Annotated in this window: 13 protein-coding genes; 7 read left to right on the forward strand and 6 right to left on the reverse strand. The window is 70.1% G+C overall.

Annotation, left to right across the window (positions count from 1 at the left end; all coding sequences use genetic code 11):
- A complete protein-coding gene (glgA, locus tag GA0074704_RS13055; RefSeq protein ID WP_088970757.1) occupies nt 1–1209 on the reverse strand; it encodes a glycogen synthase in 1209 nt (402 codons plus the stop codon).
- A 95-nt stretch (nt 1210–1304) separates the two neighbouring features.
- On the opposite strand from glgA, the gene glgC reads away from it, so the two are divergent.
- The gene (gene glgC, locus GA0074704_RS13060; protein WP_088970758.1) at nt 1305–2537 is read left to right on the forward strand and encodes a glucose-1-phosphate adenylyltransferase; all 1233 of its coding nucleotides are present in this window, start codon (nt 1305–1307) and stop codon (nt 2535–2537) included.
- Nucleotides 2538–2607: 70 nt separating this feature from the next.
- The gene (pgm, locus tag GA0074704_RS13065; RefSeq protein WP_088970759.1) at nt 2608–4251 is read left to right on the forward strand and encodes a phosphoglucomutase (alpha-D-glucose-1,6-bisphosphate-dependent); all 1644 of its coding nucleotides are present in this window, start codon (nt 2608–2610) and stop codon (nt 4249–4251) included.
- A gap of 9 nt (nt 4252–4260) precedes the next feature.
- Here the strand turns inward: pgm and GA0074704_RS29880 are convergent, their stop codons facing one another.
- On the reverse strand, nt 4261–4845 hold the full coding sequence (locus tag GA0074704_RS29880; RefSeq protein WP_088970760.1) for an acyltransferase: 585 nt from the start codon (nt 4843–4845) through the stop codon (nt 4261–4263).
- Nucleotides 4846–5092: 247 nt separating this feature from the next.
- Here GA0074704_RS29880 and GA0074704_RS13075 point away from each other — a divergent pair, with 247 nt between their 5' ends.
- Nucleotides 5093–5668, forward strand: a complete 576-nt coding sequence (locus GA0074704_RS13075) for an O-methyltransferase (protein WP_088970761.1) — start codon at nt 5093–5095, stop codon at nt 5666–5668.
- Between the two features lie 169 nt (nt 5669–5837).
- Here GA0074704_RS13075 and GA0074704_RS13080 read toward each other — a convergent pair whose 3' ends face one another.
- Nucleotides 5838–6752, reverse strand: a complete 915-nt coding sequence (locus tag GA0074704_RS13080) for an NAD(+)/NADH kinase (RefSeq protein WP_088973650.1) — start codon at nt 6750–6752, stop codon at nt 5838–5840.
- Nucleotides 6753–6861: 109 nt separating this feature from the next.
- Entirely contained in the window at nt 6862–9963 is a 3102-nt protein-coding gene (locus tag GA0074704_RS13085) for a M14 family metallopeptidase (RefSeq protein WP_088970762.1), read from the reverse strand.
- Between the two features lie 303 nt (nt 9964–10266).
- Between GA0074704_RS13085 and GA0074704_RS13090 the strand changes: the two genes are divergently transcribed.
- The 4 genes from GA0074704_RS13090 to GA0074704_RS13105 all read left to right on the forward strand — a co-directional run bounded on the left by GA0074704_RS13090 (nt 10267) and on the right by GA0074704_RS13105 (nt 16318).
- The gene (locus GA0074704_RS13090; RefSeq protein ID WP_088970763.1) at nt 10267–12426 is read left to right on the forward strand and encodes a Gfo/Idh/MocA family oxidoreductase; all 2160 of its coding nucleotides are present in this window, start codon (nt 10267–10269) and stop codon (nt 12424–12426) included.
- 168 nt (nt 12427–12594) lie between these two features.
- Nucleotides 12595–13854 (forward strand): glycosyltransferase, encoded by a 1260-nt coding sequence (locus GA0074704_RS13095; RefSeq protein ID WP_231926912.1) that lies wholly within the window; start codon nt 12595–12597, stop codon nt 13852–13854.
- Nucleotides 13848–15134: a hypothetical protein gene (locus GA0074704_RS13100; RefSeq protein WP_157743667.1), complete on the forward strand. Its 1287-nt coding sequence runs from the start codon at nt 13848–13850 to the stop codon at nt 15132–15134. The genes GA0074704_RS13095 and GA0074704_RS13100 overlap by 7 nt, the downstream gene beginning before the upstream one ends.
- The gene (locus tag GA0074704_RS13105) at nt 15131–16318 is read left to right on the forward strand and encodes a glycosyltransferase family 4 protein (RefSeq protein WP_088970766.1); all 1188 of its coding nucleotides are present in this window, start codon (nt 15131–15133) and stop codon (nt 16316–16318) included. Before GA0074704_RS13100 ends, GA0074704_RS13105 begins: the two co-directional genes overlap by 4 nt.
- Nucleotides 16319–16412: 94 nt before the next feature.
- Here the strand turns inward: GA0074704_RS13105 and GA0074704_RS13110 are convergent, their stop codons facing one another.
- Complete coding sequence (locus GA0074704_RS13110) at nt 16413–17528, reverse strand: glycosyltransferase family 4 protein (protein ID WP_231926847.1); 1116 nt, start codon at nt 17526–17528, stop codon at nt 16413–16415.
- Between the two features lie 68 nt (nt 17529–17596).
- Complete coding sequence (locus tag GA0074704_RS13115; RefSeq protein ID WP_088970768.1) at nt 17597–19591, reverse strand: heparinase II/III domain-containing protein; 1995 nt, start codon at nt 19589–19591, stop codon at nt 17597–17599.
- Nucleotides 19592–19618: the final 27 nt, after the last annotated feature.

Genomic DNA, 19618 nt, shown 5'->3' on the forward strand with positions numbered 1-19618 from the left:
TCAGCCCGCCGCGCCCACCGACCGGTACACCTCCACCGTCTGCTGCGCGATGGCGTCCCAGGAGAAGTGCTCGACCGCCCGCCGCCGCCCGGCCAGGCCGAACTCCTGCGCCCGCTTCGGGTCGCCCAGCACCTCGTTCATCCCGGCCGCCAGGTCGGCCACGAACTTCTCCGGGTCCAGCGGTCGCCCGCTGCCGTCGGCGGCCTGCTCGATCGGGACCAGCAGCCCGGTCTCGCCGTCGGCGACCACCTCGGGGATGCCGCCGGTGGCGGTGGCCACCACCGCCGTCTCGCAGGCCATCGCCTCCAGGTTGACGATGCCCATCGGCTCGTAGACCGACGGGCAGACGAAGATCGTGGCGTGGGTGAGCACCTGGATCACCTCGGGCTTGGGCAGCATCTCGGCCACCCAGACCACCCCGGAGCGGTTGGCCCGCAGCTCGGCGACCAGGCCCTCCACCTCGGCGGCGATGTCGGGGGTGTCCGGGGCGCCGGCGAGCAGCACCAGCTGGGTGTCGGCCGGCAGCTCGCGGGCGGCCCGCAGCAGGTACGGCAGGCCCTTCTGCCGGGTGATCCGACCGACGTAGACCACGCTGGGGCGCGACGGGTCGATGCCGAGCCGGTCCACCACGTCGGTGCCGTGGTCGGGGGCGTACTGGGCGGTGTCGATGCCGTTGTGGACCACGTGCACCCGGTCCGGATCCACGTCGGGATACGCGGTCAGCACGTCGCGTCGCATCCCCGCGCTGACCGCGACGATCGCGTCGGCCGCCTCGTACGCGGTCCGCTCGCACCAGGAGGAGAGCGCGTACCCGCCGCCGAGCTGCTCGGCCTTCCACGGGCGCAGCGGCTCCAGGCTGTGCGCGGTGACCACGTGCGGCACCCCGTGCAGCAGCTTCGCGGTGTGCCCGGCCAGGTTGGCGTACCAGGTGTGGCTGTGCACCACGTCGGTGCCGGCGCACCCGGCGGCCATCTCCAGGTCGACGCCCATGGTGCGCAGCGCCGCGTTCGCCCCGGCCAGCGCGGCCGGCTCGGCGTACGCGGTGACCCCCGGCTCGGTGCGCGGCGCGCCGAAGCAGTGCACCCGCACGTCGGCGAGCCGGCGCAGCTCCCGGGCCAGGTACTCCACGTGCACCCCGGCGCCGCCGTAGACCTCCGGCGGGTACTCCCGGGTCAGCAGGTCGACGCGGAGCGGGGTGAGATCGGTCATGCCCGGCACCCTAGTGCAGAAACCCGCCCCGCACCCGGCGCGCAACTGTGCCCGTACGAGTGGTGAAGTGGCGGCGACATGGCTAGCGTCGGGACATGGCTGCAAAGGTGCTCGCTATCGTTCTGGCCGGCGGAGAAGGCAAGCGCCTCATGCCGCTCACCACGGACCGGGCCAAGCCGGCCGTCCCGTTCGGCGGGATGTACCGCATGGTCGATTTCGTCCTGTCCAACCTGGCGAACGCCGGCTTTCTCAAGATCGTCGTGCTGACCCAGTACAAGTCCCACTCGCTGGACCGGCACATCACCAAGACGTGGCGGATGTCGACCCTGCTCGGCAACTACGTCACCCCGGTCCCCGCCCAGCAGCGGCGCGGTCCGTGGTGGTTCGCCGGCTCCGCGGACGCGATCTACCAGAGCTTCAACCTGATCAACGACGAGCAGCCGGACTACGTGATCGTCTTCGGCGCCGACCACATCTACCGGATGGACCCGCGGCAGATGGTGGACGACCACATCGCCTCCGGCGCCGGCGTCACCGTGGCCGGCATCCGCCAACCGCTGTCGATGGCCGACCAGTTCGGGGTGATCGAGGTCGGCGACGACGGCAAGCGGATCCGCGCCTTCCGGGAGAAGCCCACCGACGCGGTCGGCCTCCCCGACGCCCCGGACCAGATCTACGCCTCGATGGGCAACTACGTCTTCAGCACCCGGGCGCTCTGTGAGGCCGTCGAGCGCGACGCCGAGGACAAGACCAGCAAGCACGACATGGGCGGCAGCATCATCCCGATGCTGGTCGAGCGGGGCGAGGCCAACGTCTACGACTTCAAGGACAACGAGGTCCCCGGCAGCGACGACCGGGACCGCGGCTACTGGCGGGACGTGGGGACGCTGGACTCGTTCTACGACGCCCACATGGACCTGATCAACGTCCACCCGGTGTTCAACCTCTACAACTTCGACTGGCCGATCTACACCGAGCAGCCGCCGTACCCGCCGGCGAAGTTCGTCCACCAGTGGGGTGAGCGGGTCGGCCGGGCGGTCGGCTCGATGGTCTCGCCCGGCGCGGTGATCTCCGGCTCGCTGGTGGAGAACTCGGTCGTCTCGCCGAAGGTCAAGGTGCACTCCTGGGCGCACGTGGACGGCGCGGTGCTGATGGAGGGCGTCGAGATCGGCCGGCACGCGGTGGTCCGCCGGGCCATCCTGGACAAGAACGTCTACGTCCCGGAGGGCGCCGAGATCGGCGTCGACCTGGAGAAGGACCGGCAGCGCTACACCGTGTCCGACAATGGCATCGTGGTGATCGGCAAGGGGCAACGCGTCGAGCCGTGAGGCAGGTGTGACGCCCGCCCGCGCCGGGAACCACCCACCGTCCGTACCCCGCTTCCTGGAGGTTGCCGCAGTGGCCCACCCCCGTGCCGGACAGCCGGCCCAGCCCGCCGACCTGGTCGACGTGCCCCGGCTGCTCACCGCCTACTACGCCGAGCACCCGGACCCGGCCGACCCGGCGCAGCAGGTCTCCTTCGGCACCTCCGGGCACCGGGGGTCGTCGCTGCGCAACGCCTTCAACGAGGACCACATCCTCGCCGTGACCCAGGCGCTCTGCGACTACCGGCGGGAGCAGGGCCTGTCCGGCCCGCTCTTCCTGGCCCGGGACAGCCACGCGCTCTCCGCCCCGGCGGAGGCCAGCGCGCTGGAGGTGCTCGCCGCCAACGAGGTGACCGTGCTGCGGGACAGCCGGGACGGCTACACCCCGACCCCGGCCGCCTCGCACGCGATCCTCACCCACAACCGGGGTCGCACCAGCGGGCTCGCCGACGGCATCGTGATCACCCCGTCGCACAACCCGCCGGACGACGGCGGCTTCAAGTACAACCCCACCAACGGCGGTCCGGCCGACACCGACGTCACGAAGTGGATCCAGGACCGCGCGAACGCCATCCTGGCCGCCGGGCTCAAGGAGGTGAAGCGGATCCCGTACGCGCGGGCCCGCGCCGCCGACACCACCGGGACGTACGACTTCCTCGCCAACTACGTCGACGATCTGCCCGCCGTGCTGGACATCGACGCGATCCGCGACGCCGGGGTGCGGATCGGCGCCGACCCGCTGGGCGGGGCGAGCGTGGCGTACTGGGGGGAGATCGCCGAGCGGCACCGGCTGGACCTCACGGTGATCAACTCGACGGTCGACCCGACCTGGCGGTTCATGACCCTGGACGGCGACGGCAAGATCCGCATGGACTGCTCGTCGCCGAACGCGATGGCCTCGCTGATCGCCGCCCGCGCCGACTACCAGGTCTCCACCGGCAACGACGCCGACGCCGACCGGCACGGCATCGTCACCCCCGACGGCGGCCTGATGAACCCCAACCACTACCTCGCGGTCGCCATCGGGCACCTGTTCCGCACCCGCGACCAGTGGGGCCCGGCCGCCGCGATCGGCAAGACCCTGGTCTCCTCCTCGATGATCGACCGGGTCGCCGCCGACCTGGGCCGGCCGCTGCTGGAGGTGCCGGTCGGCTTCAAGTGGTTCGTGCCCGGCCTGCTGGACGGCACCGTCGGCTTCGGCGGCGAGGAGAGCGCCGGCGCGTCGTTCCTGCGCCGTGACGGCGGCACCTGGACCACCGACAAGGACGGCATCCTGCTCTGCCTGCTGGCCGCCGAGATCATCGCCACCACCGGCCGTACGCCCAGCCAGCACTACGCCGAGCTGGCCGAGCGGTTCGGCGCGCCCGCGTACGCGCGGATCGACGCGCCGGCGACCCGGGAGCAGAAGGCCGTGCTCGGCAAGCTCTCCCCGGAGCAGGTGACCGCCACCGAGCTGGCCGGCGAGCCGATCACGGCCACGCTCACCGAGGCGCCCGGCAACGGGGCGAAGCTCGGCGGGCTGAAGGTGACCACCGAGTCGGGCTGGTTCGCCGCCCGGCCGTCGGGCACCGAGGACGTCTACAAGATCTACGCCGAGTCGTTCCAGGGTCCGGAGCATCTGGCCCGGATCCAGGCCGAGGCGAAGGACCTGGTCGACGGGGTGCTCGGGCAGCACTGAGAAGGATGGCTACGGAGTCAGCGGGCGGATGTCGGTGGGGCGTGGTCCGAAGTACAGAGCATTGGGTGGAACGTCGGCTCGGACGATCGCCCCGGCTGCCACGACGGAGCCGTGGCCGATCCGGCAAGGTCCCACCAGCACCGCCCGCCCCCCGATCCAGCAGCCGTCCTCGATGATTACCTCCGTCGACCGTCCTGCGCCGGCACGTTGATCCGCCTGCCCAATCTCGTGCGTTCCGGCCAGAACGCAGACGTCTGGGCCGATGGCGCATCCAGAGCCGATCTCCATCCGACTCGTCGGCCCGCCATATGCGCGGAAGTGATGACCCACAAAGGTGTCAGGCCCGATCGAGACCTGCCTGATGAGGAAGCTGGCACTGGCGGTGACTCGAGCGGTTCGGTGGACCTCCAGCCCTGCCGCGGTGAGAATTACCTGCCGTAGTCGAAAACCGCGAGTGTTTGGCGTGAGCCGCATGGCGTTGCGCAGTAACAGATGACGCGAACCCATAGCTGGCTCTCCTGGTCTCGTTGACGCTGGTGGCGTCTCCTTCCCGTACCGAGGGGGAACGAGTCGACCCTGATGTCGGTTACTCATCTCGGTTTCTCGGCTGCCACACCTGTCTGCCCAGGTGCCTGGATCAATGCCAGGGAAGTGTGTCCACCCGGATTGAAGCACTTTCTAGACAAGCCTGCCCAAGGGCGGAACCGTGCTGTCCCTCGATCGTTGGGCACGGAGGTCGTCGCAAGTCGGTCGATCGACGTTAATCAGAAGCAAAAGTGAGGCAATCTTGCGAACCTTCCGCCATTGGACGCCCCGATATGTCGTTGACCGTTCTCTTGAGATGCGCTTTCGCCGCAGTCACCCGGGAACGCCGTGGCTCACGCCGCGGGCGATCGAGATCCTGGACGGCGTGTTGCTGAAGACAGACCGCGGGCTCGAGTTCGGTTCGGGGGGAAGTACCCTTTGGTTCGCCAACCGGCTTCAGCGCTTGGTCAGTGTGGAGCATGACCAGTCCTGGCACGACCTGGTGTCCCGGCAGTTGAAAGAGCAAGCGGTCCATAACGTGGACTACATATTCGCGCCGCAGGATGTGTCGGAAGAGCTGGGGAATGAGAGTGAGTACGCTCGCACTGCCCTCCGCTTCGCTGATGGCAGTCTGCAATTCGTTCTGGTCGACGGTGTGTACCGGGACCACTGCACACGGTTGGTCCTGTCGAAGATCGCTCCGGGTGGTGCGCTTGTCATCGACAACGTGAACTGGTGTCTGCCTTCGGATTCGCGTGCCCCCGGTTCGCGTCGCCCCGCTGACGGTCCGGCGACCGAAACGTGGCGCGAGATCGCAGGAATCATCTCCGGCTGGCGCACGATTTGGACCAGCTGCGGAGTGTCGGACACAGCCATCTTTGTCCGGCCCTGAGTGGTGCTACTTCCTCCTCGCTGAGTCTCCTGCTTTGGGCTCAGATACCGGCTGTCACGTGCCGAGAGGCAAGGAGGTGCCGGAGCAGTTGCCGCAGTCACGGCACTCTGCCCGCAGCCTGCCGAGCTCCGGCCCGAAGTGCCGCCCGGCCAAGGGCGCCACGCCCTGATCAGCAGGGCGGTGGCAGCTCACGCTGGTCGTGCTGCCGCCGCAGCTCCTCCGGGAGCAGCTCGCGGAGCTGGTCGGGCAGGAACGGCAGGTCGAGCAGGCTGAGCTTGAGCTGGTTGCGTTCCTGGTAGCGCAGCGGGTCGAAGCGGACCACCAGCCCGGCGTCGCGGCGGTAGCTGATCGCCACCGTTCCCTCGGTCGCCGCGTCGTTGATCACCTGACCGTCCATCTCCACGGCCACCGCCGCCGAGTTCGGTTGCAGCTCCAACCGGATGCTCTCGTTCGGGGAGAGCACCAGCGACCGGGAGATGCCGGCCATCGGCGCCGACGGGGTGACCACCACCGCGTCGGCGGCCGGGGAGACCAGCGGGCCGCCGGCGGCGTAGCTGTACGCCGTCGAGCCGGTCGGGGTGGCCACCACCAGCGCGTCGCAGCGGTAGTAGCCGTAGCGCTGGCCGTCCACGGCGAGGGTGGCGGTGACGAAGCCGGAACCGGGCTGCCGGACCAGCGCGATGTCGTTGAAGGCCACCACGTCGTCGCCGCACAGGTCGCAGGCCAGGCAGGCGTGCGACTCGACGGTGAAGTCCCTGGCCAGCAGCCGGCCCAGCGCCTCCGGCAGCTCCGGCGGTGCGATCTCCACCAGGAAGCCGAGCCGCCCCAGGTGTACGCCGAGGACCGGCTTCGGGTCGCGGACGGCGGAGCGAAGCGCGCCGAGCATGGTGCCGTCGCCGCCGATGCTGATCAGGGCGTCGGCCCGGGCCGCCAGCTCGTCGCCGGGGACCGGTTCGACGCTGGTCGGCACCCGGTGCTGGTCGGCCGTGGCCACCATCAGCGACTTGTGGTTCCTCGTCGCCCACCGCTCGATGATGTCGACCACCTCGGAGACATCCCGGGTGGGATGCAGCACCAGACCCAGCCCGCCCACCCGTACAGCTCACCACATCCGGGTCGGGGGCGCTCGGCGTACCGGCCAGGTGCGCCGGCGGTGCGAACACCGCCGGCGCACCCCTCGGTCCGGTTCCGTCCTACGGCTTGGCGGCCAGGTGCTTCAGCGACCGGGCGACCAGGTCGTCCCGGGCGGCCGGGGCCAGCCCCTCCAGGCCGAAGCCGAGGTAGACGCTGTCCGTGGTGACCACGGCCGCCCCCTCCGAGAACGCCTGCTGGCTGCGCGACCAGTCGTTGGCGGCGGTGTCGGAACCGGCCGGCGGGCCGGCCACCGTCCAGCCGCCCAGGTCCGGCGTCTCGAAGGAGGTCTGCGAGACCACCGCACCGTCGGCGATAACCCGCGCGTCGTCCAGGAAGACGCCCAGGCCCTGGGTGCCCCAGTCGGAGACGTACGAGATGGAGACCTCCACCTGCTTGCCGGCGTACGCCGACAGGTCGACGGCGAACTCCTGCCAGCCGCCGGAGGCGCCGGTGGCCGCGTTCCAGGTGCCGGTGCTGCCCGTCGGCGAGCAGTCCGCCCCCTGGTAGTGACCGAGGAACGGGTGCAGCTGCGCCACCCAGCCCGACTGGCAGCTCTCCCCGGTGCCGGTGCCGGTGTGCCCGTTGGTGTCCGGCAGCGTCGTCCAGGTGTCGCTGCCCACCTCGTGCGCCTCGACGAGCATGTAGTCCCAGTCCTGCTCGATGTCGTACGAGGTGAAGAAGCGCAGCTCACCGCTGCTCGCCCCGGTCAGGTCCACGGTCCGGGTGAGCCGCTTGTACGACTGGTCCGCCCGGCCGCTGTAGAGGTACCAGTCGCCGGTGTGCGGATCGAACGGCGCGCCGCCCGGCCGTACCCAGTCCACCGCCGCCGAGCTGGCGAACTGCGGGAACTGGTCGGGCTTGAGGAAGCTCGACGTGGTCAGGAAAGACGCCGTGTGGTCCTGGTTGCCCGCCGATCCGGCGGCGTTGAGCTGCCCGGTGAAGCCGGTGAAGGCCCCCGCCGAGCCGCGCACCGGGTAGGGGTTGCCGTCCGCGTCGGTGCCGCCGTCGCTGACGTAGTTGTAGGCGCCGAGGTAGTACTGCTGGAAGTCGTTGAGCAGCGGCAGGCAGGCCACGTCGTTCGGGTTGGTGCACTCCGGTGGGGCGTCCGGCCGGTAGACGTACGAGCCGTTGGCGCCCTGCGCGAAGAGCGCGTACTTGCCGCTGACCAGGACCTTGCCGCCCTCGTTGAGGTAGTCACGGACGGCCAGCTCGGTGTCCAGCGCGGCTCGGGCCGCGGTGCCGCCGACCTGCCCCGGCGAGCGGGGGATGATGTCGTCGCCGGTCTCCCAGATCACCGTCTTGTAGTGCGACAGCACGCCCAGCGGGTGCGGGGCCTTGCGGCCCATCGCGTCGAAGTCGTACACGTCGGCCCGGTGACCGGCCTTCGTCACCGACGCGGCGATCTGGTCGGCGTACTTCGCGGTGGGGGTGTTCTGCGCCGGGCTCAGGCCGGTGGTGTCCTCCACCGCGAGGACCAGCACGTCCCCGCCGACGTCGGTGTGCACCCGGTAGGTGAAGTGACCGCTGGCCACCGGACCGGTGCGGGGCTTGACGCCGGTGAACCAGACCTCCACCCGGTCACCGGGTTTCGTGCCGGTCACGGTGCCGCGCAGCTCGGCGTAGTAGTCGTCGTTGGTGTCGCCGTACCGCTCACCGCCGCGCCACTCGCGGACCTTGACCGTCTTCGGCCGGCCGCCGTTGACCACGTAGTGCATCCGGACGTCCTTGAGGGCCCGCCGGGCGATCGTGGCGACCTGCTGGGTCCGGCCGTACGAGGTGTCGAAGGAGTCCACCACGAAGTCCGGGGTGCTGCGGCCGACCACCGACACCGGGTCGTCCGGGTCGCCGGCCGACTTGGCCACGGCGAGGGCGAACGGCAGGTTCTTGGTCACCTCGGCGGAGATCAGCTTCTCGTCGTCGGGGAAGATGAAGCCGCTGACGCAGTCGGCCGGGTCCCACTGGTCGTCCGGGTCGGACGCGGAGGCCGTCTGGCAGGTGGACATCTCCGGGGTGAAGCCGAGGGTCTTGTAGCGCACCTGCGCGTGGGCGTCGGTGTCGCCGTTGGTGGTGTACAGCTCGGCGGAGATGTCCGGGTCGTAGCCCGGGACGGCCGGGTGGGCGTCGTCGCCGGCCATCGTTTCGTAGATGACGTCGTCCGGGGTGGGCGTGCTCACCTGCCAGCCCACGCCGTAGAGCAGCAGCTCGGCGGCGGAGTGGTAGTTGATCAGGAACTTGAAGCCGACGCGCTTGAAGAGCCGGTCCAGCGCCTTGGTCTCCGGCTCGGAGTTCGGCCCGGTGCCGCGGTACGTCTCGCTGGACGGGTCCGGCGAGGAGCCCTCGTCGTCGTAGCCCCACTTGTAGGCGAAGTTACGGTTGAGGTCGACGCCGTCGCCGCTGGTGATCTGTCCGTCGCCGTTGTTGTCCCGGAGGTTCTTGCGCCACAGCCGGTTGCCCGGGGTGAACGTGTAGTCGTAGCCGTCCGGGTTGGCCACCGGGAGAAACCACAGCTCCCGGGTGTCCACCAGGGAGGTGATCTCCGGGTCGGTGCCGTAGTTGTCCAGGTAGTGGTGCAGCAACCGTCGGGTCATCTCCGGGGTGATCCACTCCCGGGCGTGCTGGTTGCTGGCGTAGAGCACGGCCGGCCGGGTGCCGTCGGGCACCTTGCCGGCGTTCTTCGTCACCTTCACCGCGAGGATCGGCTTGCCCTGCACGGTCCGACCGATGGTCTCCAACTTCGCGATCTTCGGGAACCGGGCCGCGGTCGCGGTCAGCTCGTCGCGGATGCCGCCCGGCTCGCTGTACGAGCGGAACGCCTTCCAGCCGGCGGTGGCCTGCTCCCGCAGCAGCTGCGACGCGGGTTTGCCGTCGACCTTCTTGACGCTCAGCGGCACGCCCTGTCCGGCCAGCCGCTTCGCCTCCCGGCGGCTGAGCACCGTCTCGACCCGGGCCCCGCCGGCGGTGGTCTGCACCGCGTCGTGTCCCAGGTCGACCCCCGCCGCGCGGAGCTTGCCCAGCTGCTGCGCGTCCACCGTGCCTACGTACACCTCCAGACCGTCGCGGGCGACCGGGTCGGACGGTGGTCGGGCACTGGCCGGTGCGGTCAACGCCAACGCGCCGACCAGTGTGAACACGCCGGCGATCGCCAGCCGTCTGCGCCTCATCGCGCCCCCTTCGGTGGAAGGACCTGTGGTCGGAGCCTTCCCGGGTTGGTGAATACATGTCAATGACTCGATGAGGTATTTCGTCGACCGTCGGTGTCGGCCCGGTCGCGGTTCGGCGCGCCTCCAGGCCCAAATGCCGGACCAGCCCGTTGGCTTGTCGCTTTTGCGTGACTAACCGCTGATCCCGGTCGTTGAGTGTGGGACGAGGCGCGGCCGGCCGCCGCAACGGTCGTGCGTCCGCGTCGGCGGGACGAGTCGCCCGCCATGTACCCGATGTCCTCTCTTCGAAGGCAGGCACGCCCCGTGAAGCAGATCGTCCAGTCGGTGTCCGACGGCGAGCTGAGGGTCGTCGAGGTTCCGCAGCCCGAGCCGGCCGCGACCGAGACGCTCGTCGCCACCCGCAGGTCTCTGCTCTCTGCCGGAACCGAACGCGCCGTGCGGGAGCTCGCCTCGGCGAGCCTGCTGCGCAAGGCCCGGGCGCGGCCCGATCTGGTCCGCCAGGTGGTGAGCAGGGCGCGCACGGCGGGCATCCGCTCGACGGTCGCCGCGGTCCGTAGCCGGCTCGACGAGGACATGCCCCTCGGGTACAGCGCGACGGGTGTCGTCGTCGCCGCCGGTGCCGCGACCGAGGGACTGCGGCCCGGGATGCGGGTGGCCACCGCCTCGGTGGGGCATGCCGAGTACCAGGCGGTGCCCGGCCTGCTCGCGGTGCCCGTCCCCGAGCCGGTGTCCGACCAGGCCGCCGCGTTCGGCGCGGTCGCGGCCATCGCACTGCAGGGCCTTCGGCAGGCCGAGGTCGGCGTGGGCGGGTCGGTCGCCGTGGTCGGTCTCGGTCTGGTCGGACAGCTGACCGTTCGCCTGGGGCTGGCCTCCGGCCTCACCGTCATCGGCATCGACCTACGGGACTGGACGGCCGAGCTGGCCGCCAGCGGCGGCGCGGTCGGCCTGGTGGAGGCCGGTGCCGCGACCACGGACCAGATCATGGAACTGACCCGCGGCCGGGGGGTCGACGCCGTCCTGATCACCGCCGCGACCCGCTCGTCGGAGCCGGTGACCCGCAGCACCGAGATCGCCCGCGACCGCGCCCGGTTGGTGGTGGTCGGGGACGTCGGTCTGGAGCTCGACCGCCGGGGTTTCTACGAGCGCGAGCTGGATCTCCGCTTCGCGCGCAGCTATGGGCCCGGCCGACACGACCGGGCGTACGAGGACTGGGGCGTCGACTACCCGATCGGCCACGTCCGGTGGACGGCAAGGCGCAACATCGAGGCGTACCTGGACCTGGTGGCCGGCGGTCGGGTCGCGGTCGACGACCTGGTCACGCACGTCTTCCCGGTGGATCAGGCAACGGCGGCGTACGACGTGCTGGCCGCCGATCCCCGCGCGCTGGCGGTGCAGCTCAGCTACTCCGCTCCCGCCGAGCCGACCCGGGACGCGATCACCGTCCGACCGCGCAGCCGCTCCCCACGACCCCGGGCCGGCCTGATCGGCGCCGGCAACTACGCCAAGGCGACGTTCCTGCCCGCGCTGAAGGCGGCCGGCTGGGCCGACGACCTCGCCGCCATCACTTCGGCCAAGGGCTTGACCGCCCGGCACGCCGCGGAGCGCAACGGCATCGCGCTCGTCCTGCCGACCGCCGCGGACCTGCTGGCCCGCGACGACATCGACACGGTGTTCATCCTCAGTCGCCACGACTCGCACGCCGACCTGGTGGCGCGGGCGCTCGACGCCGGCAAGCACGTCTTCGTGGAAAAGCCGCTCGCGCTGACCCAGGACGAGCTCGACCAGGTCCGAGCAGCGTACGACCGCAACTCCGGCCACCTGTTCGTCGGCTACAACCGCCGGCACGCGCCCATGGTCGCTCACACGAAGCGGGTCCTGGCGGCCGACGTCGGGCCGCTGAGCATCAGCTACCGAGTCAACGCCGGAACTTTGCCCGACACGCACTGGTACCACGACCGCCGGCAGGGCGGTCGGATCCGCGGCGAGGTGTGCCACTTCATCGACCTCGCGTCCTGGCTGGTGGGTGGACAGCCTGCCGCCGTGCACGCGTACGGCAGTGGGCGTGGCGAGCCGGGACTCGAGCAGGACGTCAACGTCCTGCTCGGCTACCCGGACGGTTCCACGGCGACGATCACGTACTGCACGCGTGGGCACCGGAGCACCTCGAAGGAGCGGCTGGAGATCCTCGGCCGGGGACACACCGTTGTGATCGACGACTTCCGGCGTCTGGAGATCGACGGGCGGGAGGCGAAGCTGTCCGCAGGGGGCAAAGGGCACCGAGAACTGCTCACCCACGTACGAACGGCGGTCGCTAAGCCGGTGTCCGACCAGCGGGAGCTCGCCGCGTCCTTCGGTTCGACGAGGGCCGCCCTGTCCGTGGTCGCCGCCCTGGCCGGTGTCGACGCGCAACCGTCGCGCCTTCCTACGCAGGTGGGTGACGTGACCGCCGGGTATGCCTCGTGAACGGGGCATCCGTACCAAGCCGCGGGACGGTCTTTATCCCCTGGCACCAGGAGCATGCGGCGAAACTCGGGTACAAGTCCACTCCAAGGCATGCCCCGTACATCCAGGCGGATCGTCTGCTAGAGGTATCCGACAGGGCTGTTCGGCAGCTCGTTCGCTACGCGCGTGATGGTGGCGCGGATGTATAGGTCTGGTCGGCCGGACAGCGTCCGCGTAGGTGTCTTCGTCGGTCACTTCATCCCCGCCTACCGATCGGGTGGACCGATCCGCAGCCTGTCGGCGATCACCGCAGCCCGGACTTCCGGTGTCACTTACACGGTGTTCACCCGCGACAGGGACGCGGGCGACCCGCAACCGTTCTCCGTCGCGCGACCCGGCCACCTCGTCGAGTTCCAGGGGCGCAGGGTGATGTACGTCGACATCACCCGCCCGCTGGCCTACCTGCGGGCGCTGCGCCGCTTCGTCCGGCCGGGGTACGACATCTATTACTTCAACAGCCTCTGGAACCGGCCGTTCACGATGGTGCCACTGCTGCTGATCTGTCTGGGCGTCCTGGCCCGCAGGCCGGTGCTGCTCGCACCGCGCGGTGAACTGCTCGCCGGTGCGCTCGGCCCCAAGGCGTGGCGCAAACGAGCGGGGCTGCGCGTCATGCAGCTCCTGCTAGCCAGGGTCGAGGCGGCAATCCACTGCACCTCTGCCGAGGAGGTGGACAGCGCCCGCCGCTTCTTGCCAGCCCGCCGCATCGAGCTGGTGCAGGACGCGTTCGACCCGGACGAGCGCTTCGACGTCGAGCCGCCGCGCGACCCAGAACCCGCCGGCCCGCTGCGGGTCTGTTTCTTCTCGCGGGTCCACCCGCACAAGAACCTCGCTGGCGCACTCGCTGCGTTGGCCCTGATGACCGAGCCGGTACATCTGCGGGTGATCGGCCCGGCGGCGGACGAGGCTTACCACCGTCACTGCCAGGACCTGGCCGCGCGGTTGCCGGGGCACATCCGGGTGGAATTCCTGGGTGCGGTGCCGCATGAACAGGCGGCTGCCGCGCTCGTCTGGGGGCACGTCTTCCTTCTGCCGACCAAGGGGGAGAACTTCGGGCATGCCATCCGAGAGGCGATGGCCGCAGGACTGTGCCCGGTGATCTCCGACGCAACCCAGTGGACCGAACTCGTCCGCGAGGCCGGTGGCGTCGCGTTGCCGTGGTACGACACTGACGGTTTCGCTCGGCACCTGTCGTTGCTGGCCCGCTGCTCCCCACAGGAGCTGCGGGCCCTGCGGAGCGGAGTGCTCGCCGCGTACCAGGCATGGGCTCGACGTCAGATTCCCAGTCCGGTACTCATGGACGAGCTCCTGGCAAGGCTAGCGGGGAAGATCGTCGCACCGACGATCGCGCCGGGCGTCGCCGGCGCACTGAGGGGCGGGCGCGCATGTTAGTCGATGTCCGGGGCGTTCCGGCGGTGGTAGCCATGATGTTCTGCGCCGCTGCGGCCGGTGCGGCGGCGGGAACCAGCCTCCTGCTGGGTGCCGTCGTGTGCACCCTGCTCGTCCTGCTCCTGATTTTCCTGCTAGACAGCAGTGAGACATGGGTGTGCGGAGTGTCACTGGTGCTGTGCCTGGCCTGCGCCGTCTCGCTCGAACAACTGGCGCCTTTTCAGGACGTCGTCCGGATTGCCGCGGTCCTCTTGCTCGTTGCAGGTGTTGCCTCCGGCATGCTGCGGACGGCCAAGTGGTACGGCCGCCGGCTCCGCCCGGCTCGCCCTCTGATGGAGCTGTACCTGATCGGAATGACGGGTTACCTGCTCGCAGCCACCCTGCCGTTCGGCGAGGCCCGGGCGCTGGCGGTGGGTATCCTCGGGCTGCTAACGACCGCCGCGTACCTGCTGTTGGCCGCGAGGTACGTGTCACCCCGGGCGCTCGACGCGGCTCTCGTCGCGGTGCTGATGCTGACGGTCGCCGCGTCCCTCGTGCTCGGCCTTGTGGCACCGGACGTCGCCGTGGTCGGCGAGCGGTTGAGGGGCGTCACGGCCAATGCGAACCTGCTGGGTGTATACGGCCTGCTCCTGGTTGCGACGGTCGTGCTGCGCAAGCGCTCCTGGCCGTTGACGTCGGCTGGAGCTGTGTTGGGCGGTGCGGCGATCGTCTGGACAGCGAGCCGGGGCAGCGCCCTGTCACTGCTGCTTGCGCTCGTCGTGGGCGCCGTGGTCAACGCGGGACGCGCCCGCCGGTTGGCGTTGCCGGTGGTGGCCTTGGCGGCCGCACCCTTTTTCTGGAGCCTGCGTAACGCGTCCGCCGCCGACCTGACCCTCTACCGCACCAACAACTCCCGTGAGGTGGGCATTCGGGAGGTAATGGAGCTGATGCGAGCCGACTCCCTCGCCGGGCTGGGCATCCACAACGCCTATGCCGCGAACGGTAGCGCCGTGCTGACGGCATTCGTTCAAGGCGGGCTGCTGGCAATATGCCTCATTCTGATGATCTGCGTCGCCTTCCTCTGGTCCAGTTGGAAATCGGGACCGGCCACTTTCGCGCTCGCCTTGGGCGTGGTGCTGCACTCCAACTTCGAGCCGTGGGCGTTGGCCTCGATGAGCCCGATTTCGCTCCTCGTAGCGCTGACCTGGCTCTCCCTGGTCGAAACGGGCGCCAGGACGCTTCCGAAGCGCGCGGCGCCGACCGCTAGCTCTCTAGTCCGGCATCCCCTCGGGAGCACCGCATGAAGCGTGCGATCTTCTGGCAGAACTGTCCCTCGATCCATCAGACGGCGCTGATCCGGTCTGTCGGGGACGTGCTCGGCACACCGAGTGTAGTGGTGATCGAGGCACCTTTGGACCAGCGGCGACTGGGTGCTGGCTGGACCATGCCTGATTACGGCGACAGCACGGTCATCGTCGCCCCGTCCGCCGCCGAGCGCAGGCGACTGGAAGAAGCCTCCGCCGATTCGGCGATGCACGTTTTCTCCGGGCTGGGCGCCTACCCGCAGACGACCGGATCAATGGTGCGCCTCGCCCCGTCCCGGCGCGCCGGTGGCTCGGTCAGCCTCGTCTACGTCGAGCCGTGGCCCGAGTCGCTGCTACGGGATGTCAAGTATCGCTTCGCGCGGCTGCGACACCGGGGCACGGTAGACGGGGTGCTGGCATGTGGCCGGGCTGGCGTCGAGCAGTACCGGCGGATTGGATTCGGAGCGTCACGGGTCTTCGAGTTTGGCTACTTTCTCGACGTGGCCGACGCGTGTAAGTATCCGGATGTGGGTGCGGGTGCCGGCGGTACCGGCCCGGTGCGGCTCGTCTTCGTGGGGCGGCTTGATGGAAACAAGCGCCTGAACTGGGCCCTGAAAGCGCTCTCCGTTCTGCGGGACCGGGACTGGCGTCTCGACGTCGTAGGTACGGGACCCCGGCACGACGAACTGACTCGGCTGGCGGACGAGCTTCATGTCGGTGATCGCGTGCGATGGCACGGTGTGTTGCCCAACCATGAGGTCAACGTCCTATTGGCGGCCTCCGACGTGCTGGTCCTGCCGAGCCGGTACGACGGCTGGGGGGCGGTGGTGAACGAGGCCCTCGGCGCCGGCACGCCCGCCATCGTCAGTGACGCCGCGGGCTCTGCTGCCCTCGTGGCCGGCGGCGCCCGGGGGAGCGTCTTCTCGGCGCTGTCGCTCGATTCCCTGCGTCGCGCGTTGCTTCATCATCTGGATGAGGGCCCGGTGGACCCGGGACGGCGGGCGGACATCCGTTCCTGGGCGGCGCATCGCGCCTCTGCGCCGGCCGCAGCGACGTACCTGCTGGAGATCGCGGCCTCAGTACGCAGCGGCGGACCGGTGCCGGCCCCGCCTTGGAGGATGCCGCCGCTCGAGGCCGGACCGGCAGCTGGCTGGTCAGGCGGGCCCACCGGCGTGAGCTTTTGACCAGACCCACCGGGCAAGTCGACGCACGGCTCCCTGCCGCCTGCTCGACCGAGGTCAGGCGTACGCAGCACCACAGCGCCGGGGCCGGCGGCGGTCAGTCCGGCTCATCCGCCGCTGTATCGACAACTGAGGTGAGCAGGCTGGCGAGAGCAGCCGTCATCGCCCGGCGCGACTGGTTCTCCCCGATCCACCGCCGCCCGGTCGTGCCCATCTTCGCCAACTCGTCGGTACTGGCCTGGGCCACCTGACCGAGACCATGGGCCAGGTCAGTCGGCGGCGTCACAAGACCTGCACCGGTGCTCATGACGAGATCACCGACGGTCCCCGGGGAGTTGGTGACGATCGGCAGCCCGGCGGCCATGTAGTCGAACACCTTGTTCGGGCTGACGCCGATACGGAACAATTTCACGTCGGCGAGTACATGCACGCCGACGTCCGCGGCGTGAAGCAGGTCGGGCATCTCGGTCTTCGGTACCGGGTCAAGGAATCGAACATTGCGGATTTCAGCCGCCGCCGTCTGCAGACGCGGCTTCTCGGCACCCGATCCCACCAGCACGACGTCCAGTTCAGGGACCGCCCTGGCTGCATCGAGAAGCAAATCGAGCCCGTTGGCGGGACCGTGCGCCCCGGCGTAGACGGCGGTGCGGCGGGTGAACCCGTAGTGCTGCCGCAAAGTGTCGCGGGCAGCGCCGGGCACGAAATCCTCAGGGTCGGCCGCGTTGGGAATGAAGGCGATCCTCTCGGGCGCCACGCCCTTGGCCTCGATCGTCGCCCGCACGCCCGGGGCCATGATCACCACCCGGTCGGCCCGCCGGTACAGGAACCGCTCCAAGCGCTCCAGCATCCGGTACGCCGACGACTCCTCCGCCAGAGTTCCCATGTCAACCAGCACGCGCGGCCACAGGTCCCGGACCTCCAGGACGAGCGGCGCTGACCGCAGGGCGGCCACGATCCAGCCGGCCAGACCGGCCAGTAGATGCGGTGAGGAGGCGTACACCACGTCCGGGCGGGGCTGCCGCAGACCGGCTGCTGTCGCGGTGACCGCGAAACTAGCCCAGTTGAACACTCGTCCCAGGCCGTTTCCCCGGTACGGGGTCACGGCGACCGGGTGAAATCCGGGCTCCGCGCGTTGCGGCAGCCCGGTCGTCAGGTTCCGGCGAGCCGCGATGATCACTGACGACCAGCCAGGCAGCCGGCTGAACAGCTCCACGTGCCGGGTGCCTCCCGGCTGGCCCCGGGGCACGGCAAAGTGGTTGAGGACGAGGACGCTGCGTCGGGTCATCGTGGCGCTCGCACGTGGTGGACCTGCCCTGAATCGGTGTGGGTGACGGCCAGGCACGCCCCGGTTCGACTCCAGGTCACTGCGAACCGGAGCCCGTCGAGGTCGTCCGGTCCGCCCCGCAGACCTGGTGCGGTGCCGAGTCCCCACACGGTGGTGGCGGCCCGGCTCTCGGCGGTGATCCAGGTCGCCGGCTCCCAGCGGCCGTAGGTCCGGCTGTACCAGCCCGCGAACGGCGTGGACCGGCCGCGTACCGTCGAGTGGCCGGCCAGACCGAAGAGGCCGACCTTGCTCTCGCCGACGGTCATGGTGTCGCCGTCCAGCAGGACGTCGGGGTGCAGTGGGACGGTCAGCGACCACGACCCGACGGCAGTGGACCGGTCGGCGAACTCGACGACCGCCACGTACCGGTCGGCCACCACGACGGCGCGGCCAACTCGTACCGGGCGCTCACCTCGCGCGTACGCGTCGTGCCAGCCGAAGAGGACGGTCTGCCCGGGCAGGATGAGCGGTTCCCCCAGATGGCCGCGGCCGCTGTTGAGCCAGCGGAACGCCCGGTGCGGTACGAGCTGGTCGCGGCCATCCGGCCGGCGCACCGGGTGGGCGGCCGAGGTGCGCAGCCCGTTGCGCACCTCCAACGGGCCGTTGTACGTGCCGGTGCCCGGGTCGGCGACCAGCCACCGGTCACCGTGTCTGATCCAGACCGAGGTCAGGTCGGCGTGGCCGTGCGAAGGGCCAGCGTCCACCTTGAACCAAACTCGCCACGGCCCCCGCTTGACTCGAGCGATGCCTCCCGAGGCCGTCACGGCCGGGGTGCGGACGGTCGGGGCGAGGTCGCCCGCCTCGGGCGGCTCGGGCGCGTACCACGCCAGCTCGTCGAAGTCGGCGTACCACCGGGTCGGCACCCGATCGCCGCACAACACGAGGCCGAGTGCGACCGAACCGGCCACGTCGAGCGGGTCGCCGGAGGACGCGAGCACGCGCCCCTCGTCCCAGTCGCCGTACTGTGGGATCTCACCGTCGAACACACCGAGCCGTATCAGGTGGCGGCTAGCCGCGTGAAGGTCATGTCGTACGCCGGCCGGCGCCTCGCCCAACAGCACCCGCACGATGAGCATCTCGAGGACGAACCGGTGGTACGACAGGGAGTCCTCGATCATCCGGCCGTCGGCGGCCACGTGCCGGCGAAGCTGGGCCGCGAACATCCGCTCGCCGGCGAGCCCCCACCAGCGCGCCCGTCGAACGGTGGGGAACATCCGTGACAGCACGATCAGCCCGAGTGCATCGCCGAGCATGTGGTTGTTGCGCATGCTGCTCATCGTGTAGGGCAGCTCAACCGTCAGGTGGCGGGCGCTGGCCAGTAGCAGCCGCTCCATGGTGACCACCAGCTCACGGGGTAGTCGCTCGCCCGCCAGTACCAGAATCTGGCTCCATGCGATGGCCCGTAGGGCGAGTTCGAGGCTGGAGTACCAGTTCACTCCCCGCTCCGGTGGCGACTGCTCGCACCAGGACCGCAACAGGCCGGTGAGCCCGTCCAGCCATGGCCCGGTCGGGTCGAGGTGGGCGGCGCGGGCCAATACCACCAGGTCACGGTGGCGAGCAACCTCCCAGGTGTGCTTGACGTCTGACAGTCGAGCGTCGGAGCGGATGTCGATCCGCCACCACGGCTCGAGCTCCGGCCATTGCCGCCCGGTCAGCGGGTCGGTGGACCACGGCGCGGACCCCCCGGTCCTCACCCGCTGTCCGAAGGCGCGCAGGCCCTGTCCGAGCACGCTGCCGGCGTCGTCCAGGCAGCGCTGCCGAGCCGCTTCGCCGTGCGGCAGCAGACCGGTCAGGTGCACCGGGACGGCCGGGTGGTAGCGGCGCACCTTTCCGCGGAACAGGACGGCGTGGAATCCACTGCGCTTGGACGCCTCGTACGCCGCTCGAACGGGCGCAGACGGGCCAAGGGCGCGGGTGTCCGCGGCGATCGTGCGCAGAGCGCTTCGTGCCATCGGCTTCCTCCAGAGGCGGTTGACGCG

The organism is Micromonospora siamensis (assembly GCF_900090305.1).
GTDB lineage: Bacteria > Actinomycetota > Actinomycetes > Mycobacteriales > Micromonosporaceae > Micromonospora > Micromonospora siamensis.